Annotated in this window: 14 protein-coding genes; 5 read left to right on the top strand and 9 right to left on the bottom strand. The window is 68.5% G+C overall.

Features of this window, described 5'->3' with window-relative positions; genetic code table 11:
* Positions 1-94: 94 nt before the first annotated feature.
* Positions 95-826 (top strand): PP2C family protein-serine/threonine phosphatase, encoded by a 732-nt coding sequence (locus ACI784_RS07525; protein ID WP_457013003.1) that lies wholly within the window; start codon positions 95-97, stop codon positions 824-826.
* 425 nt (positions 827-1,251) lie between these two features.
* Here ACI784_RS07525 and ACI784_RS07520 read toward each other — a convergent pair whose 3' ends face one another.
* Positions 1,252-2,853 (bottom strand): glycosyltransferase, encoded by a 1,602-nt coding sequence (locus ACI784_RS07520; protein ID WP_457013002.1) that lies wholly within the window; start codon positions 2,851-2,853, stop codon positions 1,252-1,254.
* 327 nt (positions 2,854-3,180) lie between these two features.
* Between ACI784_RS07520 and ACI784_RS07515 the strand changes: the two genes are divergently transcribed.
* The gene (locus ACI784_RS07515; RefSeq protein WP_457013001.1) at positions 3,181-4,008 is read left to right on the top strand and encodes an ABC transporter permease; all 828 of its coding nucleotides are present in this window, start codon (positions 3,181-3,183) and stop codon (positions 4,006-4,008) included.
* A 1-nt stretch (position 4,009) separates the two neighbouring features.
* Entirely contained in the window at positions 4,010-5,176 is a 1,167-nt protein-coding gene (locus tag ACI784_RS07510; protein ID WP_457013000.1) for an ABC transporter ATP-binding protein, read from the top strand.
* Here the strand turns inward: ACI784_RS07510 and ACI784_RS07505 are convergent.
* The 6 genes from ACI784_RS07505 to ACI784_RS07480 form a co-directional block, all read right to left on the bottom strand.
* Complete coding sequence (locus tag ACI784_RS07505) at positions 5,169-6,581, bottom strand: glycosyltransferase family 2 protein (protein ID WP_457012999.1); 1,413 nt, start codon at positions 6,579-6,581, stop codon at positions 5,169-5,171. The genes ACI784_RS07510 and ACI784_RS07505 overlap by 8 nt on opposite strands.
* 332 nt (positions 6,582-6,913) lie before the next feature.
* A complete protein-coding gene (locus ACI784_RS07500) occupies positions 6,914-7,717 on the bottom strand; it encodes a hypothetical protein (protein ID WP_457012998.1) in 804 nt (267 codons plus the stop codon).
* A gap of 2 nt (positions 7,718-7,719) precedes the next feature.
* Positions 7,720-8,976, bottom strand: coding sequence for an O-antigen ligase family protein (locus tag ACI784_RS07495; RefSeq protein ID WP_457012997.1), 1,257 nt, complete (start codon positions 8,974-8,976; stop codon positions 7,720-7,722).
* Between the two features lie 176 nt (positions 8,977-9,152).
* Positions 9,153-10,079 carry a glycosyltransferase family 2 protein gene (locus tag ACI784_RS07490; protein ID WP_457012996.1) on the bottom strand — a complete coding sequence of 309 codons (927 nt, stop codon included), beginning with the start codon at positions 10,077-10,079 and terminating at the stop codon, positions 9,153-9,155.
* Positions 10,080-10,283: 204 nt separating this feature from the next.
* Positions 10,284-11,654 carry a hypothetical protein gene (locus tag ACI784_RS07485; protein ID WP_457012995.1) on the bottom strand — a complete coding sequence of 457 codons (1,371 nt, stop codon included), beginning with the start codon at positions 11,652-11,654 and terminating at the stop codon, positions 10,284-10,286.
* A 46-nt stretch (positions 11,655-11,700) separates the two neighbouring features.
* Complete coding sequence (locus ACI784_RS07480) at positions 11,701-12,912, bottom strand: glycosyltransferase (RefSeq protein WP_457012994.1); 1,212 nt, start codon at positions 12,910-12,912, stop codon at positions 11,701-11,703.
* Between the two features lie 295 nt (positions 12,913-13,207).
* Here ACI784_RS07480 and ACI784_RS07475 point away from each other — a divergent pair, with 295 nt between their 5' ends.
* Positions 13,208-13,930 carry a WecB/TagA/CpsF family glycosyltransferase gene (locus tag ACI784_RS07475; protein ID WP_457013062.1) on the top strand — a complete coding sequence of 241 codons (723 nt, stop codon included), beginning with the start codon at positions 13,208-13,210 and terminating at the stop codon, positions 13,928-13,930.
* The gene (locus tag ACI784_RS07470; RefSeq protein ID WP_457012993.1) at positions 13,927-15,381 is read left to right on the top strand and encodes an oligosaccharide flippase family protein; all 1,455 of its coding nucleotides are present in this window, start codon (positions 13,927-13,929) and stop codon (positions 15,379-15,381) included. Before ACI784_RS07475 ends, ACI784_RS07470 begins: the two co-directional genes overlap by 4 nt.
* Positions 15,382-15,396: 15 nt before the next feature.
* Here the strand turns inward: ACI784_RS07470 and ACI784_RS07465 are convergent, their stop codons facing one another.
* Positions 15,397-16,023, bottom strand: a complete 627-nt coding sequence (locus ACI784_RS07465) for an acyltransferase (RefSeq protein WP_457012992.1) — start codon at positions 16,021-16,023, stop codon at positions 15,397-15,399.
* Positions 16,020-16,880 (bottom strand): DUF6492 family protein, encoded by an 861-nt coding sequence (locus ACI784_RS07460; protein ID WP_457012991.1) that lies wholly within the window; start codon positions 16,878-16,880, stop codon positions 16,020-16,022. The genes ACI784_RS07465 and ACI784_RS07460 overlap by 4 nt, the downstream gene beginning before the upstream one ends.
* Between the last annotated feature and the right edge of the window lie 225 nt (positions 16,881-17,105).

Genomic DNA, 17,105 nt, shown 5'->3' with positions numbered 1-17,105 from the left:
TCCGTGCCGTGACCTGCCGTTCCGGCCACGACCTTCTACGCTCGGCGCACCCGCCGTCCGGCGGGTCCTCGTCGATGTCAGCTGTGGAGAGTGGATGCCGGCCGTGGAGCTGAGCTGGGGAGCGGCGACCGCGGTCGGCCAGCGTGAGGACAACCAGGACCGCTACCTCACCGAGGCGCCGGTCTTCGCTGTCGCCGACGGCATGGGGGGGCATGCCGGCGGTGCGGCGGCCGCGCAGGCCGTCGTCGACGCTTTGCGTTCACTGACCAGTGGTGAGACCACGACGGTAGAGAAGATCCGGCTGGCGCTGCAGCGCGCGGACGGCGAGATCCGTGCCTTCCGCGGCCCGGCCAAGGAGGGCGCCGGGACGACGGTTGCCGGCGTCGCCCTGGTCGACGAGGGCAGCGGGCCGCAGTGGGCGGTCTTCCACGTCGGCGACTCACGGGTGTACCGATGGCACGACGGTGATCTGGAGCTACTGACGACCGACCACTCGGTCGTGCAGGAGCTGATCGACGCCGGTTACATCTCTGACGAAGGGGCGGCAACGCACCCGCAGCGGCACATCATCACGCGGGCACTTGGCGTGGGGCCGCGCAACGAGCCCGACATCGCGCTGCTGCCACTCGTTCCGGAGGAGCGCTTCTTGGCCTGCTCGGACGGGCTGACCGGAGAGGTGGCTGACGAGCGCCTCACCGAGCTGCTGTCCACCGAGGCCGGGCCGGAGGCGCTCGCCGGGGAGCTCGTGGCCGACGCCGAGGCGGTCGGTGCCCGCGACAATGTCACCGTTGTCGTCCTGCAGGTTGCCTCAACCCCACGCGGCTGACGGACACCGCGTTCCGCGATCACTGTTCGGCGGCGCCTGCCCAGATCGGCCGCGGTCGCCAGCTCGGTCTCGACCATCGTCCTGCTCCCGATCGCAATCGACCTCGCGGTTCTGGCGCCGAGTCTCTCGGCCAGTGGGACCGGATCCGGCCCGCAGGGGCCTCGGGAGCCATCTCGACCGGCAGTCCGGACGCGACGCCGATCCGGCCATCGCGGACCCCTACACGGGAGGTTCCTCGGAAGGCGAACACGGGGAGGCCGGCTGGCCTGCGTGACTCGTGCAGCGCATGCCGGCCGTGAGGAGCAACACCTACGGCGATCCCCGGGTGCACCCGCAGCCGGAGAGCTACTGGGGCCACGTGAACCCGGTGGGAGCCCTTGGGGTGTATGACGAGGGAAGCGCTACGCCGAGGCTCTGACCACGGCCTACCGCACCCACCACGGCAGCTTCTGAGCGCGGGCCGTGACGACCACGGGGTAGGCCAAGTCCTGTGGGGTGAGGCTGCGGACGTCGACCTCTTCGACGGCCAGACCTTGGAGGAAGGTCGTTGCGGCGTACACGTTGCCGTGGCTCTCGACGCTGACCGACTCCGAGCCGAAGACGTCGCCGACGAGTCGCTGGACCGCGGCCGGTGTGAGCGACCAGTACCACTGGTCGCCCCACTCCCCACGGTCGATCTGGCTGATCCCGGGGACGGTGAGGAGCAGGACGCCTCCCGGGCGCAGTGCGGCGTGGAGCTGTCGTATGGCGGCGTGCATGTCCCACACGAGGTGCAAGGTCTGAGTCAGGATGATGCAGTCGAAGGTGTCCGAGGGCAGGACCCCGACGTCGCTTATGTTCCCGACGATCGTCGCGAGCGGATTGCCCGCGTGCACGTGCAGGATGTCCTGTGAGGTGATGCGGTCACCGCCGAATCGGCGCGAGTAGGCGTCGTCGCCGACTTCGAGGACACGGCCGGCGACGTCCTCGCGATTCGTGTTGAGGAAGCCCTCGATGAAGAAGCGATCGACCGGCGTCCCCCGGTCCCAGCCGAAGTCCATGCTGATCGGCTCTGGCCGGTCGAGATCGCCCAGCCGGACCCGGCCGCGTGGTCTCGCGCGGAGGGCAGGCACGCGGCGCGCGAGGGCGTCGTGTGCCCATCCCGGGAGACGGTTCACGAGACGGCGGATCGTCGACCGCACGAGAGCCCGCGCGAACCAGGCGGGTGCGAGTCGGGCCGCTGTCAGCGCAGCCGCTACGCCGGGGTCCCGGGAGCGGTCGAGGAGCTCTCGGGCGTACCAGGCGCGCCAGTTGGCGCGCCCTTCCCACCATGCACGGTGGAGTTCCGCGGACTCTTCTGGGCGGGGGCGGTGTCGCGCGTGCACCCGTAGGGCAGCCATCAGCATGGCTGGTACGTGATTCGACATGTTCGCGTTGTGCCAGCGGTACAGGGCAGTCTCCACCGGGTGTGAGGCGATGAGGTGCCTGCAGGCGAGGCGGAGGTAGACGTCGTAGTCCTCACACCGGGGAAGAGTCTCATCGAATCCGCCGGCCGCCAGCAGCAGATCTCGGCGGTACAGCGCGGTGGCGTGCATGGCGACGGAGTTGCCGCGCAGCAACGTCGACCGGGGATTGCAGCCGGCAGGGATGTAGACACGGCCGCCGAGGGGGGCGGCATCCACGGCGACCCGCCGGTGTGCTCCGTAGACGAGAGCCGCCTCCGAGTGGCGTGCGAAGCACTCGAGTCCGGCGGCGACGGCCACCGGGGTCAGAAGGTCGTCGGCATCGAGGAACAGCACGAATGCAGAGCGAGCCGCATGGAGGCCGGTGTTGCGAGCCGCCGCGAGCCCCTGGTTGTCCTGACGGATGAAGATCGTCCCCGCCCACTGGGCGACCACGGACGCAGGATCGTCGGTGGACCCGTCGTCGACGACGATCACCTCGTCCACCGACCTGGTCTGTGCCGCAACGCTGGCCAGCGCGGCTCCGAGGAAGTGAGCGTGTTGGTAGGTCGTCACGACGACTGAGACCGTGACGGGCTCTGTCATCCGCTCCTCCTCGAGATCACGTGCACGGCGATCGACATCACTTCGTCACGACGGACGGGATGCCCCGCGCGTCGTCGACTGCCTGCCGTCCCGGGGTGGGGACGCAGGCGCAGGGATGGCGCAGCGTGATGATCGTCTCCGCCCCACTGCCACTGCTTGCATCGATCCTCGCGCCCAGTCAGTCACTGTCGACGACGGGCCGCCCACGGGCTGGACGCTAACAAGGGGAGCCGCTCGGACGAGAGTCAAGACGAAATGTCACTCCACCGGGGCGGTGCTTCCGGCAACCGTGCGCTGGCCCACCTGCGGTCGGTAACGTTCCCGGGCGTGTCCGCCGACTCGGGCCCCGTATGGACCGTCAACTCCGCCCGGAGCCGGCTGGTCGACTGGGCCGAGCTCTGGCGGGCGCGCGAGATCATCGGATTCTTCGCACTGCGTGACCTGCGGGTCCGCTACAAGCAGGCGGTGCTCGGCGCGACGTGGGTGGTATTGCAGCCGCTGGTGACCGTCGCCGCCTTCACGCTCGTCTTCGACCGCCTGGCCGGCGTCGACACCCGTGGTGTCCCCTACGTCGCGTTCGCCCTCGCCGGGCTGCTCGGGTGGACGTACGTGTCCCAGTGCATCGGTAGAGGCAGTGAGGTGCTCGTGGGCAACACCTCGCTCGTCACCAAGGTGTATTTCCCGCGGCTGACCGCCCCGCTCGCGTCCTTGCTGCCACCGTTCGTCGACCTGTTCGTCGGGTTGCTCCTCCTCGCCGTCGTGTGTCTCGTCCTCGGTGTCCTGCCGACGGCCGGTCTGCTGTTGCTCCCGCTGTGGCTTCTCCTGCTCGCGCTCACGGCGCTGGGACCGACGTGTTTCCTCGCAGCCGTGAATGTCCGCTTCCGCGACGCCCGCCAGATCGTCCCCACAGCGCTGCAGGTGCTCCTCTTCCTCAGCCCGGTCGGGTACTCCGCCGCTTCCCTCCAGGGAGCCGCCCAGTACGCCTATGCGATCAACCCCGTAGTGGGAGTCTTGGAGCTCGGTCGCTTCGTGCTCGTCGGCGGCCCTTGGCCTGGTGCCGTGCTCGCCATCTCGACGGCCGTGGCCGTCGTGCTCGCGGTCACGGGAGTCCGGTACTTCCTGCGCGCCTCGCGCGCCTTCGCGGACGTGATCTGACGTGGACAGGGTGCAGGTGGACCGGGTCAGCAAGCGCTACCTGCTCGGTGAGCAGCGCAACCTGCGCGAGACATTGACCGCGGCGGTCCGGAGGCGGCGTGACGAGAGCCGCGAGCTGTGGTCGCTCCGGGACGTCAGCTTCACCGTCGCCGACGGGGAGGCCGTCGGGATCGTCGGCCGCAACGGGGCCGGCAAGAGCACTCTGCTCAAGGTCCTCATGCGGATCACCACGCCCACCAGCGGAGAGTCCCGCACACGCGGCCGGGTGGCGGCGCTGCTTGAAGTGGGGACGGGCTTCCACCCAGAGCTGACCGGCCGCGAGAACGTCTTTCTCAACGCCGCTGTCCTCGGTATGAGTCGGGCTGAGACGGCTCGGCGCTTCGACGAGATCGTGGACTTCGCCGGCGTCGATCGCTTCCTCGACACCCCGGTCAAGCGTTACTCCAGCGGCATGTACCTGCGGTTGGCCTTCGCGGTGGCCGCGCACCTGGAGCCCGACATACTCGTCGTCGACGAGGTGCTGGCCGTCGGGGATGCGGAGTTCCAGCGCAAGTGCATGAACCGCATGTCCGAAGCCGAAGCCGAAGGGCGCACGGTGCTCTTCGTCAGCCACGACCTGGCCGCTCTGAGCAGGCTCTGCAGCCGCGCCATCTGGCTCGAAACGGGGCGGATCCGGGACGAGGGCCCGACCGCGTCCGTCGTCCGGGACTACCTCACGTCCGGGTTCAGCGGCGGTGGTCATATGGCTTCCCTCAGCGGTGGATCGGCAGCAGGACGTCTCGTCGAGATCCGGGTCGAGCCCCTCGACCGGTCGAACCGTCCTCTCGTGCGGGAGGAGCCGTTCCGTGTGGTGGTGTGTTTCGAGGTCCGGGAAGAACGCGTGGGTCTCGATCTGAGCGTCATCCTCACCAACCAGGAGGGAGTCCGGCTGGTCGACGAGTCGTTGAGTGACTCACGGCAACAGCGGTTCCCCGTCGGCCACCATGAGGTCAACTGCGTCGTCCCACCGATGTTGCCGCACGGCGACTACACCGTCGGCGCATGGCTCGGCACGGCGCACGAGGACGTCCACTACGAACCTGCGGCGCTGTCCTTCACGCTGCACGGAGCTGATGCCGCCCAGCGGGACCGAGCGGTCGTGCTCGGGCTCCAGTTCGAGATCAGGTAGCCGGGACGGCCGCCCGGAGCAGGAGGAGCGGGACGGTTCGCGGTCCCGGCGTCGTCTGCACCTCGATGCTCACCGCGTCGCTCCCGAAGAGTTGACCGAGTTCCGTCGTGAGCCGGCGTTCCTCCTCGGGTCCGGTGAGTATCAACAGGACGCCGCCCGGACGAAGGACCCGGCGCAGGTGGCGGATCGGCCACGGGCGGCGGACCGCATGTACATCGGGGGTGGCCACCACGCAATCCCATCTCGCGGTGGGCAGCTGCGTCCACTCGTGGTGCGGACCGCCAATCCCCTGAGTATTCGGCCACGGCTGCTCGTGCACGGATGTCATCCACAACCCGGACACGGCTGCTGAGCCTCCCAGGGCGAGGACGTCACCGCGGACGTCGGCGCCATGGCGGGCGAGGAGGGTTGCCGCCCGCTGGGCGTGCACACGCGCGGCGGCCGGCGCGCTCAGCCGCGCCCCGACCCTGCGCTCGACTCCACTCACCACCCTTCGCAGACTCTCAGGCGTTCTTCCCCGGACTATGGTCAGCGACCTTGGGCGACTCGCTTCCGGTAGGTGGAAGGGAACCTCCTCTAGCGCTCGGTCGACCAGTTGCGGCACCTCCGGGTCCCTGGGGTCCAATCGGGCGACCTCGGCTCTCAACCAAGTGAGGTACGCCGTGCGTCCACCGTCGTGCGGCTCGGGCCGCGCTGCGTCACGAGCCGTGAGCGAGTTGGGGTGTTGGCGGTACCAGGCTGAAGCAGAGCCGCTCATGACGGCGGTGCCACGCAACTGGAGGGCCGAGTTGATGACCTGGTCCTCGTACGTGCTCGGGAACTTGTCCAGGTCTGCGATGCACTTCCGCAACAGTGCGGTGCGGACCAGCAGCGCGCACGGCGTTGTGGCCAAGCCGCCATGACGCAGCACCGCTGCCAGGAGCCGGGGACCGGGGACGACGACTCCTGGCGCGAAGGCCAGCGCCGAGAGGGTGTCCCGCGCGGTCCTGTCGTTCCAGCTCCGCCACTCCCAGACGCGACCGCAGACCATGTCCGCCTCGGGGTGAGCAGACAGCAAACTGACCTGGTCGGCCATGTGCCCGGACTCCCAGACGTCGTCGGAGTCGAGGAAGGCGACGAGGTCCCCCGTGCTGTGGCGGATCCCCAACGCCCGGCTGGGGCCGGTTCCGCGATTGGCCCTTCCCTCGTGGTTGATGACCCGGACCCGTGTGTCCGTCGCCGCCAGTCGGTGCGCGAGTTGGTCGCTGCCGTCGCTGCCTCCGTCATCGACCAGGACCAGCTCGAGTGGCTCCCAGGTCTGGTGCAGCACGCTCTGCACGGCCTCGTCGAAGAAGGCGCCAGGGTCCTTGAAGGGCATCACCACGGACACCAACGGAGGCGCAGCGGCGGCGCACGGGGCGGTCATGAACGGGATTTCACCAGCCTTCGGCCGGAGGCCCAGTCAATCGAGGGCAGCGAGCTCTCGCTGTTGTGTACAGATGGGTCGTTCACTCGCGTGTCGACCGCCTGTGGGCTGATCCCTGCGGCTGGCCCGCCTGGGCGGGCCGACGACCAGGCGGGCCAGCCGCGGACGCGGCGCTGGGTCAGCGCGGCATCAGCGTGGAGCACGAGAACCTCCGGGACTTGTGGACTGGATGCCTTCAACGCGCTCCACCCCCGGACGTCCTCACCCCACATGATCGATCAATCAGATCCCGTGGTCACACGCGCGCAAACCAACGTCTCCGCTCAGGGCACCTACGAGGTCGGCAGGCCGACACCACGTGCGTGGCGGGACGCCGGCTGCGGCTCCTGGACGACGACGCCCTCCCCGCTCCCGGCCCCAGTGAGCCGATTCTCAGGCGTCGTGTCGGCGTCAGCCTGGGCTCGGCCCCGAGCGCCGCGGCGCCGAGTTGGGTGGACAGCGGAGGACTCGCGGCGTTCCGCCAGCGAAAGTGCGGCGAACAGGACGATCACGCCGACGGCCACGACACCGACCAGCGACCGCACGAGCCCGGACAACACCGCAGCAGGGGCGCTCGGTTCGGCGACGGGCAGCGCCGTTATGAGTGCCTGTTCGTCGGCTCCGTAGATCGTTTGCATCTCAGCCAGCTCCTGCTGCATGCGCTGAGTGACCAGGTCCATCGTGCGATCGGCTTGGGCGGGACTCGTACCGGTAGCCGTCACGCCGATCACCAACCCCGAGGAGCCAAAAGCCGTGGAAGGGCCGATGGCGTACTGGTCATCGGCCCCTGCGTCGACCAGCTCCTGACGCACGGGGATGGACCCCACTCGGTTGGCGAGGACCTGGCCAACCGTGGAGTCGTTGGTGAAGCGCAGGTAAGGGTTGTTGTAGTTGATCTGACCCAGTGCGGGGTCCTCGGCGATCTGCTCTGCCGTGGGCGGCGCAGGCGGGTAGGCCAGCACAAAGGATGCCGTGGACTCGTACTGCCGCGGCGTAAGGACCACCAGGGCAATGCCGCCCAGGACGGTGAGGGCGATGACGCTCAGGCTCAGGGCCCAGTGGCGTCGTAGGATGCGCGCGATTGTCAGCAGGTCCACGGTCAACCCTTCTGTGGCAGGAAAACCGCTTGGGGTGATGACTGCTCACGACTTGCGAGCACCCAGCAGGCGCCGATCGCGCCGACCACCAAGGCGTGTACCCCTGCGTACATGTTGAATGAGAGAGAGTCGAACGTCGCCGAGCAAACCGCCCCGGACGAGGCAGAACCGGCGAGCGCGGCGGCGAGCGTGCGCAGTCGTGGGTCCCCGGACCGTCGACGGGCTGCGAGCGCGACGAGCGCCGGCACCAGCATCCATGCGAGTAGCCCGGTGACTCCGAGCAAGCCGAGTTCGATGAGGCTCTTGAGGTACTGGTTGTCGAGGATGTCAAAGGCGTTGTCAGCGATGTAGGTACCGCCACCGCTGCCGAACACGGGCCGCATCGATACCAACTGCTCAACCAGTGCGTAGTCGTTCAACCGCGTGGCCACGGAGGGATCGTCTTCGCCTTGCGACACAAATCCTACCAGGGTGCCGAGATAGCCCGGCCGGACGAGGAACTGCGCCAAGGCCCCAATCGGGAGGATTATCAAAGCGGTGATCCGCTGTCGTCGCGGCAGGAGCAGCGCAAAAACGAAAGATCCGACGACGGCCGACAGCACGGCGGAGCGTGACACCGATGCGGGAAGGGCGAGCGCCACGAGGCCGACCGGACCCCACTTGTGGAGGACTGCCTTGTCCGGCTGCTGCAGGGCCAAGGCGATCGCGATGGGCAGGACCATACCTGCTACCACGCCGAGCTCGATCGGATGCAAGGCCGTCCCCGTGACACGGTCAAGGAGACCGCGAGCGGTGAACGTGTTGTAGTCGCCATTCAGAGTGAAACCAGGCATTGCCTCGCGGATAAGGCCCGCGAGGTCGAAACGAAAAAGCCATTGCAATGCCGCGACCACGCCTGAGAACGCCGCCCCCAGCACCAGAGCCCGCAGGACTCGCATGAGGGCTCCCACGGACGGCACCAACTCCGCCGTGACGAGGACGACCCCAGCGGTAGCGGCCAAGAGCATGATCCATCGATCGCCACTGAGGCGTTCCGTCTCGGTGAGCCGGTGAAAGGGCACGAAGGCATAGCTCACCAAACTCATGACCGCCAAGAAGGCCAGCACGCCCCGGGTGGGATGTGGTGTGAGCAATGGATCATGACGGTTGAAGAGCGCAGCCAAGGCCCACAGGGCCAATAGGGCGAGCCCGACCAAGCCGGCTACGTATCCCTGCCCTCCGACAGCGCGGATGACCATGTCCGACGGGAAGATGAACAACGCGAGCGCGTAGCAGACGACGACGCCGACGGCCTGCGGACGCCCTGGTCCTGCCGTTGTCGGAACCTGCGACGGGGGCCGGGTGACGGACGCCGCCGGCACGACCCCGGGGGACAGTTCCTGTCCCCCCGTGAGTGCCGAGTTCGGTTCCGGTGCGCGGTGTCGTCCTCCCCGGCTCACGGGGACCCCGCGGACGCGTGCGTCGGGCGGCGCTTCACCGCGCCCGGGAGGCTCATCCGTCGGTGGGGGGAGACGAGCGCCGCCAGTGAGGCGCGTTCCTCGGGGCGGGTGATCCGGAGCAGCGAGTGCAGGACGGCCGTCCCCCAGAACAGGGCCGTAGCGGGCAGTCCATGCCACTTGCGGAAGTAGCGGACGCGGTTGACATTGAGCAGCGCAACGAGCGCCGGCGAGCTGCCGGACCCGCCTCCGCGGTGCCGCACGACGACGTCCGGGGCGTACACGACCCGGTGTCCCTGCTCCCGAAGTCGGCGGAAGTAGTCGGTCTCCTCCGAGTACAGGAAGAACGAGTCGTCCCAGTCGCCGACAGATGCTGCCGCGTCGCGGGACACCAGGACGGCAGCGCCGGTGGCCCACTCGATGTCGTGCACGACCTCATACGCGGCGGGTTCGCGGACGATCTCCGCCAACCAGGACGGCCGGCTGGCCAAGTGGTCTCCCAGTAGAGCTTCTCCCAATGCACGCAGGACGCTGGGTTCCCTCCGCAGGGAGTGTGCACGCACGCCATGGGCGTCTTCTATGCGCGGGACCACCGCGCCGGCGTGCTGGCGTCTCGCGGTCGTGATGAGGTGCTCGACAGATCCCGACCCCAGAACGAGGTCGGGGTTCAGGACGAGCACCCACGAAGTCGGCGGCAGGTGGCGCGCAGCCAGGTTGATACCGCCGGAGTACCCCAGGTTGCCTCCGGCTCGAACCAGTCGGACGTCCCGGTGGCGAGCGACCACGTCCTCGACGTGGTCCCGCGAGTCGTTGTCCACGACGGTGACATGGGTCGACACCTCACCGACCGCCTCGGGCAGTGATGTCAGGAGCGCGTCGAGGTCGTCCGCGCTGTTGTAGGTGACGACGATGATGGCGCAGTCCACAGCTCCAGGGACCTGTCCAGCCCCGACTGGTGCGACGTCTGTCATCGGCCCACCACATGCTCCATCCGACACCCCCGTGACGTCGGGGCGGCCCCGCAGGTCGCGCCTCAGCACGCTCCCGACACGGTACGACGCCCCAGGTCAGCGCACATCTCTGCCGCAGTGCGCCCTCCCCCGAGGAGTGAAGCGACCGGAGGGCGGGGCTCAACCGGTCTCGAACCGGCAGGACGGCTCACCGTCGACCCGGTAAACATGGACGGCTGTCTCGTCGTCGAAGGAGTCGGTGAACCGGCCCGCACTCATCGACACCGTGCGGGACTCGCCCAGGACCGTGGCGGTGGACGAGTCCTCGAAGCAAGGCATGGAGAAACGGACCTCCGCCGGTCCCTGCCCCCGCGAGGCCGCCAGTACGTACAGGGTGTCGTCGTGCAGCTTCACCAGGGTGTCGACCTCGCCATCCACTCGGACGAAGTCCTGCACGGACGGTGCGTTGAGCACAGGGGCAAGATCCGTCACCTGCTCGTTGACACGCGTGACCTCCTCGCGGACGTCGGCATAGCAGGGATCGCGCAGCACGTGCTGGCTGATGCAGGGCCCTCCGAAGCTGTGGTTGAAGTAGACGATGCCGCGGGCGCCGTGTATGAGGCTGCTCCACACGGCCGCACGTACCTGCTCCGGGGTGATGGTGGGATAGCTGTCGTCCGGGAACGGGTGCCCCACCTCTACGAAGGCCCACACAGGCCGGCTGCCCGGCGGTTCGACCAGGGACCGCACGCGGTCGACCGTCAACCCGTAGTTGGCGGCCCGATGACACTGGTCCGGCGGGATCACGGCCTCGGTGCCGAAGAAGTTGCCTCCTTCACCGAGTCCGCACGTGCTCTCGTCCGTGTACCAGTAGGCATCCACCGAGACGACGTCCTGGAAGTCGTTGACGAACCGGGCCGCCTCCTCGTCGCTCTCCCAGAAGGCCACGCCCTTGCCGTAGTTGCTGTACCGGAGCCGGTCGTCGTCGGGCAGGTCCTCGAGGAGGGTCCTCTGGACCGTGTACCCGCACCGTCCGCCCGCCGGTGTGCAGATGTCCCCTTCCCCTGGGCGGAGGCCGGTCCACTCGTCCTCTCCCGGCCCTCCCCACATGTCGACCTCGTCGGAGACGAGCCAGCCCGCCGTCTCCTCGCCGACCTCACCCTTGAGGTCGTGGATGGCGAGCATCCCGGCGTCACCGACCAGCGAGAGATCGCTGTCCTCGGTGAGCCCGACGTACAGGTTGATCCCGGCAGCGGCGTCCTCCCGGGTGTCCTGCTCCGAGGTGACGCTCTCGAGCCAGACGCCGATGGGGAAGTAGGACTCGTCCGAGGGCAGGGAAGGGGAGAACCTCCCGTAGTAGGCCGGCCCCCCGTCCAGCTCCTGCACGTCGAGGAAGTACTCCTCGCGGTGGTCGCGGAGGACCGCGACGGTGCCGGCGGCAACGGCTGCCGCCACCAGCACCGTCGGGACGACGAGCCGCAGTGCCCGCCGGCCCGTATGCGGCGAACGGTGACCCGTGTCGGGAGTGGTGTCCGATCCCTCCTCGGTCACGCGGGCACCTCCTCGAGCGGGGAACCCCCCAGCGTGGTCCCGCCCACTAGCTCGGGAGGTGCTGTGGCGTCTCATCGGCCCCGGCGTCACCCTGCTCCGCCAAGCTGACGACGACGTCCCCGCGCGACGTCCACGAGTAGTCGAGGACCGAGGCCCGGCGTTCGGTCGGCGTGCTGGGTCCTCCATCCGACAGCGTCTGGCGGATCGCCTCGACGAAGCCGTCGGCGCTGGCCGCCACCCGGACCCGGTCGGTGTAGGTCGCCAGTTCGGCGAAGTCGGTGCTGACCACGGGCAGACCCAGCGCCAGATACTCCTTCAGCTTGATCGGGTTCGACGACCAGATCCACGGGCTGTCCAACCAGGGCATGATGGCCACGTCGAACGACGAGCCGTAGCGGGGGATGTCCGCGTACGGACGGCGCCCCAGCCAGTGCACGTTGCCGTGGCTCGCCAGGCTCTCCATCGGATGCGTCGAGTCGCCGATGAGGACCAAGGAGGCCTCGGGGAGCCCCTTTGCCACGGCCTCGAGAAGACCGAAGTCCACGACGAAGTCGTCGAGCGCGCCGAAGAACCCGATGCGGGGGCGCCGAATGCTGCGGACGTCATCGGGAAGCTCGTGCTCCGGACGGGTCACGAAGTGGCCGACGTCCACCCCGTGGTCGATGAAGTACGCGCGGTCTCCGGTGAGCGACCGTTCCTCGGCCATCAGCGCCCGGCTGACGTACACGACGTGGTCGGCCTCCCGGAGCAGGGACTGCTCGAGGTGCTCCAGCGTCGGTCTGTCGCCCTCCGGGTACTCGGAGTGCCGGTCGGACCGGTTGTAGACGAGGGACCGCCGGTGCATGGGGCGGACCACGTCCCATGCGGTCGGCAGCGTCACGACGACGACCGGTTCGGAGATCCGCAGCACGAGGCACACGAGGCGGACCTGTAGCCGCACCAGGGCGGCGTTCACCCTGCGCATCACGGGGGACCCGTAGAACGGCAGGGGCAGCGGCGACATGACGTGGAACGACGGGAGGTCTGGCAAGGGCCGCCGGACGAACTTGGCGACGCTGCGCAGCTTGCGGCTGATCCTTCGTAGCGTGTGGGTGCTCTTACCGGGGGTCGGCATGCGCATCCCGATGCTGTTGACCACGAGCACCCTGCGTCTCGCCGCGATCGCCCGCATCAGCTGGAAGTCCGAGTGCGCCGTGTTGTGGTACCACCAGTCCTGCGCCGAGAAGCAGACGTAGGCCGGATCCTCAGCCGCTGACATGCCGCCATCCTCCCCGAACCGACCGGCGCTGTCGTCGACCGCAGTGGACCACGGAACGGGACGACCCGCCGCCTGACCTCTCGGTGCACCGTCCTCGGCGGCGAGACGGCGGGATCCTGCCGACGGAAGGTGGCCGGGAGTCCACGCTGGTAACCTGCGGCCTCGCCTGCGCCTCTATCCGGCCGCGGGACGGAAGGACCCCCAGCACAGCGACGGAGCAGCCGACGTGCGCCTACAGGACCGATGGCCGTGGACCCCAGGGCTGTCGCCGCTGCCCCTCGATCAGGTGGTCGAGATGCTCGTTGCGGCATCCCGGGCGGGCACCGGCCACCACGTCCTGACGCTGAACCTCGACATCTACCGGCACCTGATCCACCTGCCGGCTCCTCACGCGGAGGGACTGCGGTCCTCGTACACGCTGCTGCTGGCGGACGGCATGCCGCTGGTCTGGGGAGCCGCGCTGGCGCGCTGTCCCGTGCCTGGCCGGGTGACTGGGGCGGATCTGCTGCCCGCCCTCACGCGAGCCGCGCTCGCGGAGGGGCTCCACGTCCACTACACGGGCGGTCCGCCGGGCGCGGCCGAAGGGGCTGCGGCGGTGGTCCCCTCAGAGGAACGAGGCCAGGGGCGCCTGTCGACCAGTGCCTTCCAACTCGCCCGCGACCCAGCGGATCAGTCGTACCGGCAGGCTGCCGGTGCCATCCTGGCGGAACGGCCCGACATCGTCTTCGCGGCCTACGGATTCCCCAAGCAGGACCACCTGGGGGTCGCCGTCCGTGACCTCGATCCCTCCGTCACCGTGATCGGCTGCGGGGCCTCTTTGGAGTTCGCTGCAGGCATGGTGCGTCGAGCGCCAACTGCCCTGCAGCGGACCGGGCTGGAGTGGCTGTTCCGTCTCGGGACCGAGCCTGGCCGGCTGGGGCGTCGGTACCTCGTCGAGGACCTGCCGGTCCTCGTTCCCCTCCTGCGGAACGCCCTCCGTGCGCGTCACCAGCGTGCGGAGAGTCGGACCGACCGTTGACGGACCCCGAGCGGCGCCTGGACGACCCGCCCGGCTTCCCCGGCTCCCGCAGCGGGACCGGGACGACGATGCGCCGTGGCTTCGCCTGGACGGCTCTCGGTCGAGCGCTGGTCCAGGTGGCTCAGCTCGCCAACGTGGTGATCCTGGCGAGGATCTTGACGCCGGTGGACTTCGGGCTCGCGACGGTCACCGCGAGCATCGTCCTGCTCGCCACCTTGATCGCAGACGTCGGCATCTCCACGTCGATGGTGCACTTCAGGACGGCTGGGTCACGATTCGCGGGGTCCGCACTGTCGCTGAATCTCCTGGCTTCCGTGCTGGTCGGCGCGGCACTGGTCCTCGCCGCTCCCCAGCTCTCGAGCTTCTTCGGGGGAGACGACCTGATTCCCCTCATCCACGTCGCTGCAGCGGGCGTGGCGGCGAGCCCTTGGTCCGTCCCTCTGGGGGAGCTGGCAGCCCAGCAGCGCTTCGGTGCCATCGTGGCCGTCGAGGTCGGCGGGGCGGTCCTCGCCTTCGCCGTCAGCCTGGGACTCGCGCTCGTGGGCGCGGGGGCGGTCTCCTTGGTGGCAGGCCCGGCGGTGTCTGCCGTGGTCCAGGCGGTGGTGTTCTACGTCCTGGCCCGTCAGCGCCTACGTCTGTACTGGGACCGTGCCGCGATCCGCGACATGCTGGGCTATGGCCTGCCGCTGGTCGGCTACGGCCTCCTGTCGACTTTCGCGTCGAACGTCGACCGGCTGTCGCTCGCACGCACCGGCTCGGCGTTCTCCGTGGGGCTCTACAGCAGGGCGGCTCAGTTCGCTGCGCTGCCCAACGCGGTCCTGCAGTCGGTGGTCCATCGGGTGATGCTCCCGAGCCTCGCCCGGCTGGGGCCGAGTATCGCTGCTCAGTTCGCGTCATGGCGACGCACGACACACGACTGCATGCTGCTGTCCTGTGGTGCCATCGGCCTGGGCTGTACCACTGCCCAGTTCGTGGTCCTCGTCGCACTGGGCGACCAGTGGCTCGGGGCGGCACAGCCCTTGTCGGTCCTGCTGGCGGGTGCCCCCTTCCTCATCTACCAAGGTCTCGCCACCGTCTTCCTGCAGGCATGCGGACGTACCCGCCTCCAATTGATCCTCGGCGCAGTGACGGCCGTGACGACGATCGTGGCGGCGGTGCTCGCTGCCCCGGCCGGTGCCCTGACCTTGGCGACAGCCGTGAGCGTCGCCGCGGTGGTGTCGACCGTGTCTTGGGCCTACGTGATGGGACGGGTCGCTGGTGAGCGCCCCTTCGCCGGTGCGAGCGTTCTCCTGCGCCCGCTGGCTTTCGCGGCCGTGGTCGCAGCAGTCACTGGGGTGCCGCTCGTGTTCGGCGACGGTCGCGAGTTCGTGACCTTCCTGATCCAGGTGCTCCTCGGCCTGGCACTCGCGGCCGGCGCGGTGGTGATGACCCGCCGGGGGCACCGCGCTTGAGTCGTCGTGCGCTGGTCAGTCCAGGGACCGGACGATTCGGGCGGGTGCCCCGACGGCGACGGTTCGGGGCGGCACGTCCCGGCTGACCACGCTGTTTGCCCCCACGACGGCGCCGCGGCCGATGACGACCCCTGGCAGGACGACGGCGTTCTGGCCCAGCCACGCTCCGCGTTCGACGCGGACCGGCGCCACGCCCGTGATGCCCTGGTCGCGGATGGGCAGGTCTCCGTGGATCCCGTGGGAGTGGTCTGAGATGTAGACGCCGCGTGCGATCAGCACCGAGTCCTCGATGACGACGGACCGGACTGCTGACACGGTCGTCAGGCCGGACACCGATACACGGTCCCCGAGCTGCAGTACGACCTCCCCAGGCCGGTCGGTCTCGGGTGCGGCCTCGAGCCAGCAGCCGGGGCCGAGGAAGACCCTCGAGCCGATGGCCATGTTCGCCGGCCCGCTCAGCCGAAGCGGTCCGTAGGCAACGCTGTGCTCACCGAACGCAGCGAAGGACCGCCTGATCAGGCGGGTGCGAGCGTGCGCGAGAAGTCGCTGGCCCCTGTTGTGCAACTCAGCCCCATTCGGGGTCCAGCGGCCCTGGCGGCTTCGTTCGAGTGTCTGCTCGACGCCGGCAGCCACCGAGGTCACCGTCGGGACCCCAGGGCCGCTCGGCGGACCTCCAGTGGTGTTCGGGACTTCGCCGAGATCATGACCGCCACGTCATCCGGGCTGATCGCATCGAGGAAGGCCGCTGCCGAGTTGTCGTCCAATGGCTTCTCCTCCCAGTACTCATGGCACAGACTGTCGCCAGACTGAAAGGAGCGTGCAGGTGGATCTGCAATCTCTTCGATGTACACCCCGTATAACGTGTATTCCGAGAAGTGCATCTCGCGACCCACTGCGTCGGTCCAAGCTCTGTTCGCCACCTCCCTGATCCGCTGCAGCATGTTCGACACGAGGACGGGGTTGCAGGCTATGAGCGGTGCGATGTAGTCCGAGTGTGGAGGTGGTGCATGTGGCAGACCCAGCATTTTCCTGGCGACGTCATGCCAAATCACATGACGTGGCAGGGTCTCGTTCACAGCTTTGGGCCGGCGGTAGAAGCGCACGGTGTTGTCCTTGCAGAAGATCTCCGCTGAAAATGGCCGGATGAATTCGACATCTGAATCGGCCACCAGGACGACGTCCGCCTCGACTTGCGCAGCCGCCGTCAACTTCAGGATCTGCTGACGAATCCATCCCCGGACCGGTGGGAACGGGCGTCGCAGATTGATCGTATAGTTCATTCGAGGTAGCGATATGAAACCGCTCGGGAGCATGTTCTCGGCGACGTGCAGCCGAGTTCTAGGGCCGCTGAGTTGGTCGAAGAGTTCGAGGTCGTCTCTGGACACCAGTATGTGGTGCTCGACCTCGGCGGGAGCGTATCGAAGCACTGACCGATGAAGATCACGACAGAGTTCGAAGTCGGGAGCATAACTCGGTGTCAGCACGGCCATCGAGGTCATGTAGCGGCTCCGTGGGTCGACCGGTCGTCCTGACCGTGCGCGGGCACATGCTAGCCGCGGACGGCGAGACCCCATCACACCTCATGAAGGGAGGGACCTCGCCCGGGCCCCTCCCATTCGGCGAGTCGGCCGGTCTCAAGCTCAGTTCCTCACACAGGTAGCCCGACTCGTGGCCTGTGTGCACAGGTGCTACACAGCGTGGTTGTCACACGACGACGGTCCGTC

This window comes from Geodermatophilus sp. SYSU D01186 (assembly GCF_054050215.1).
This window is presented reverse-complemented; position numbering and strand designations above follow the sequence as displayed.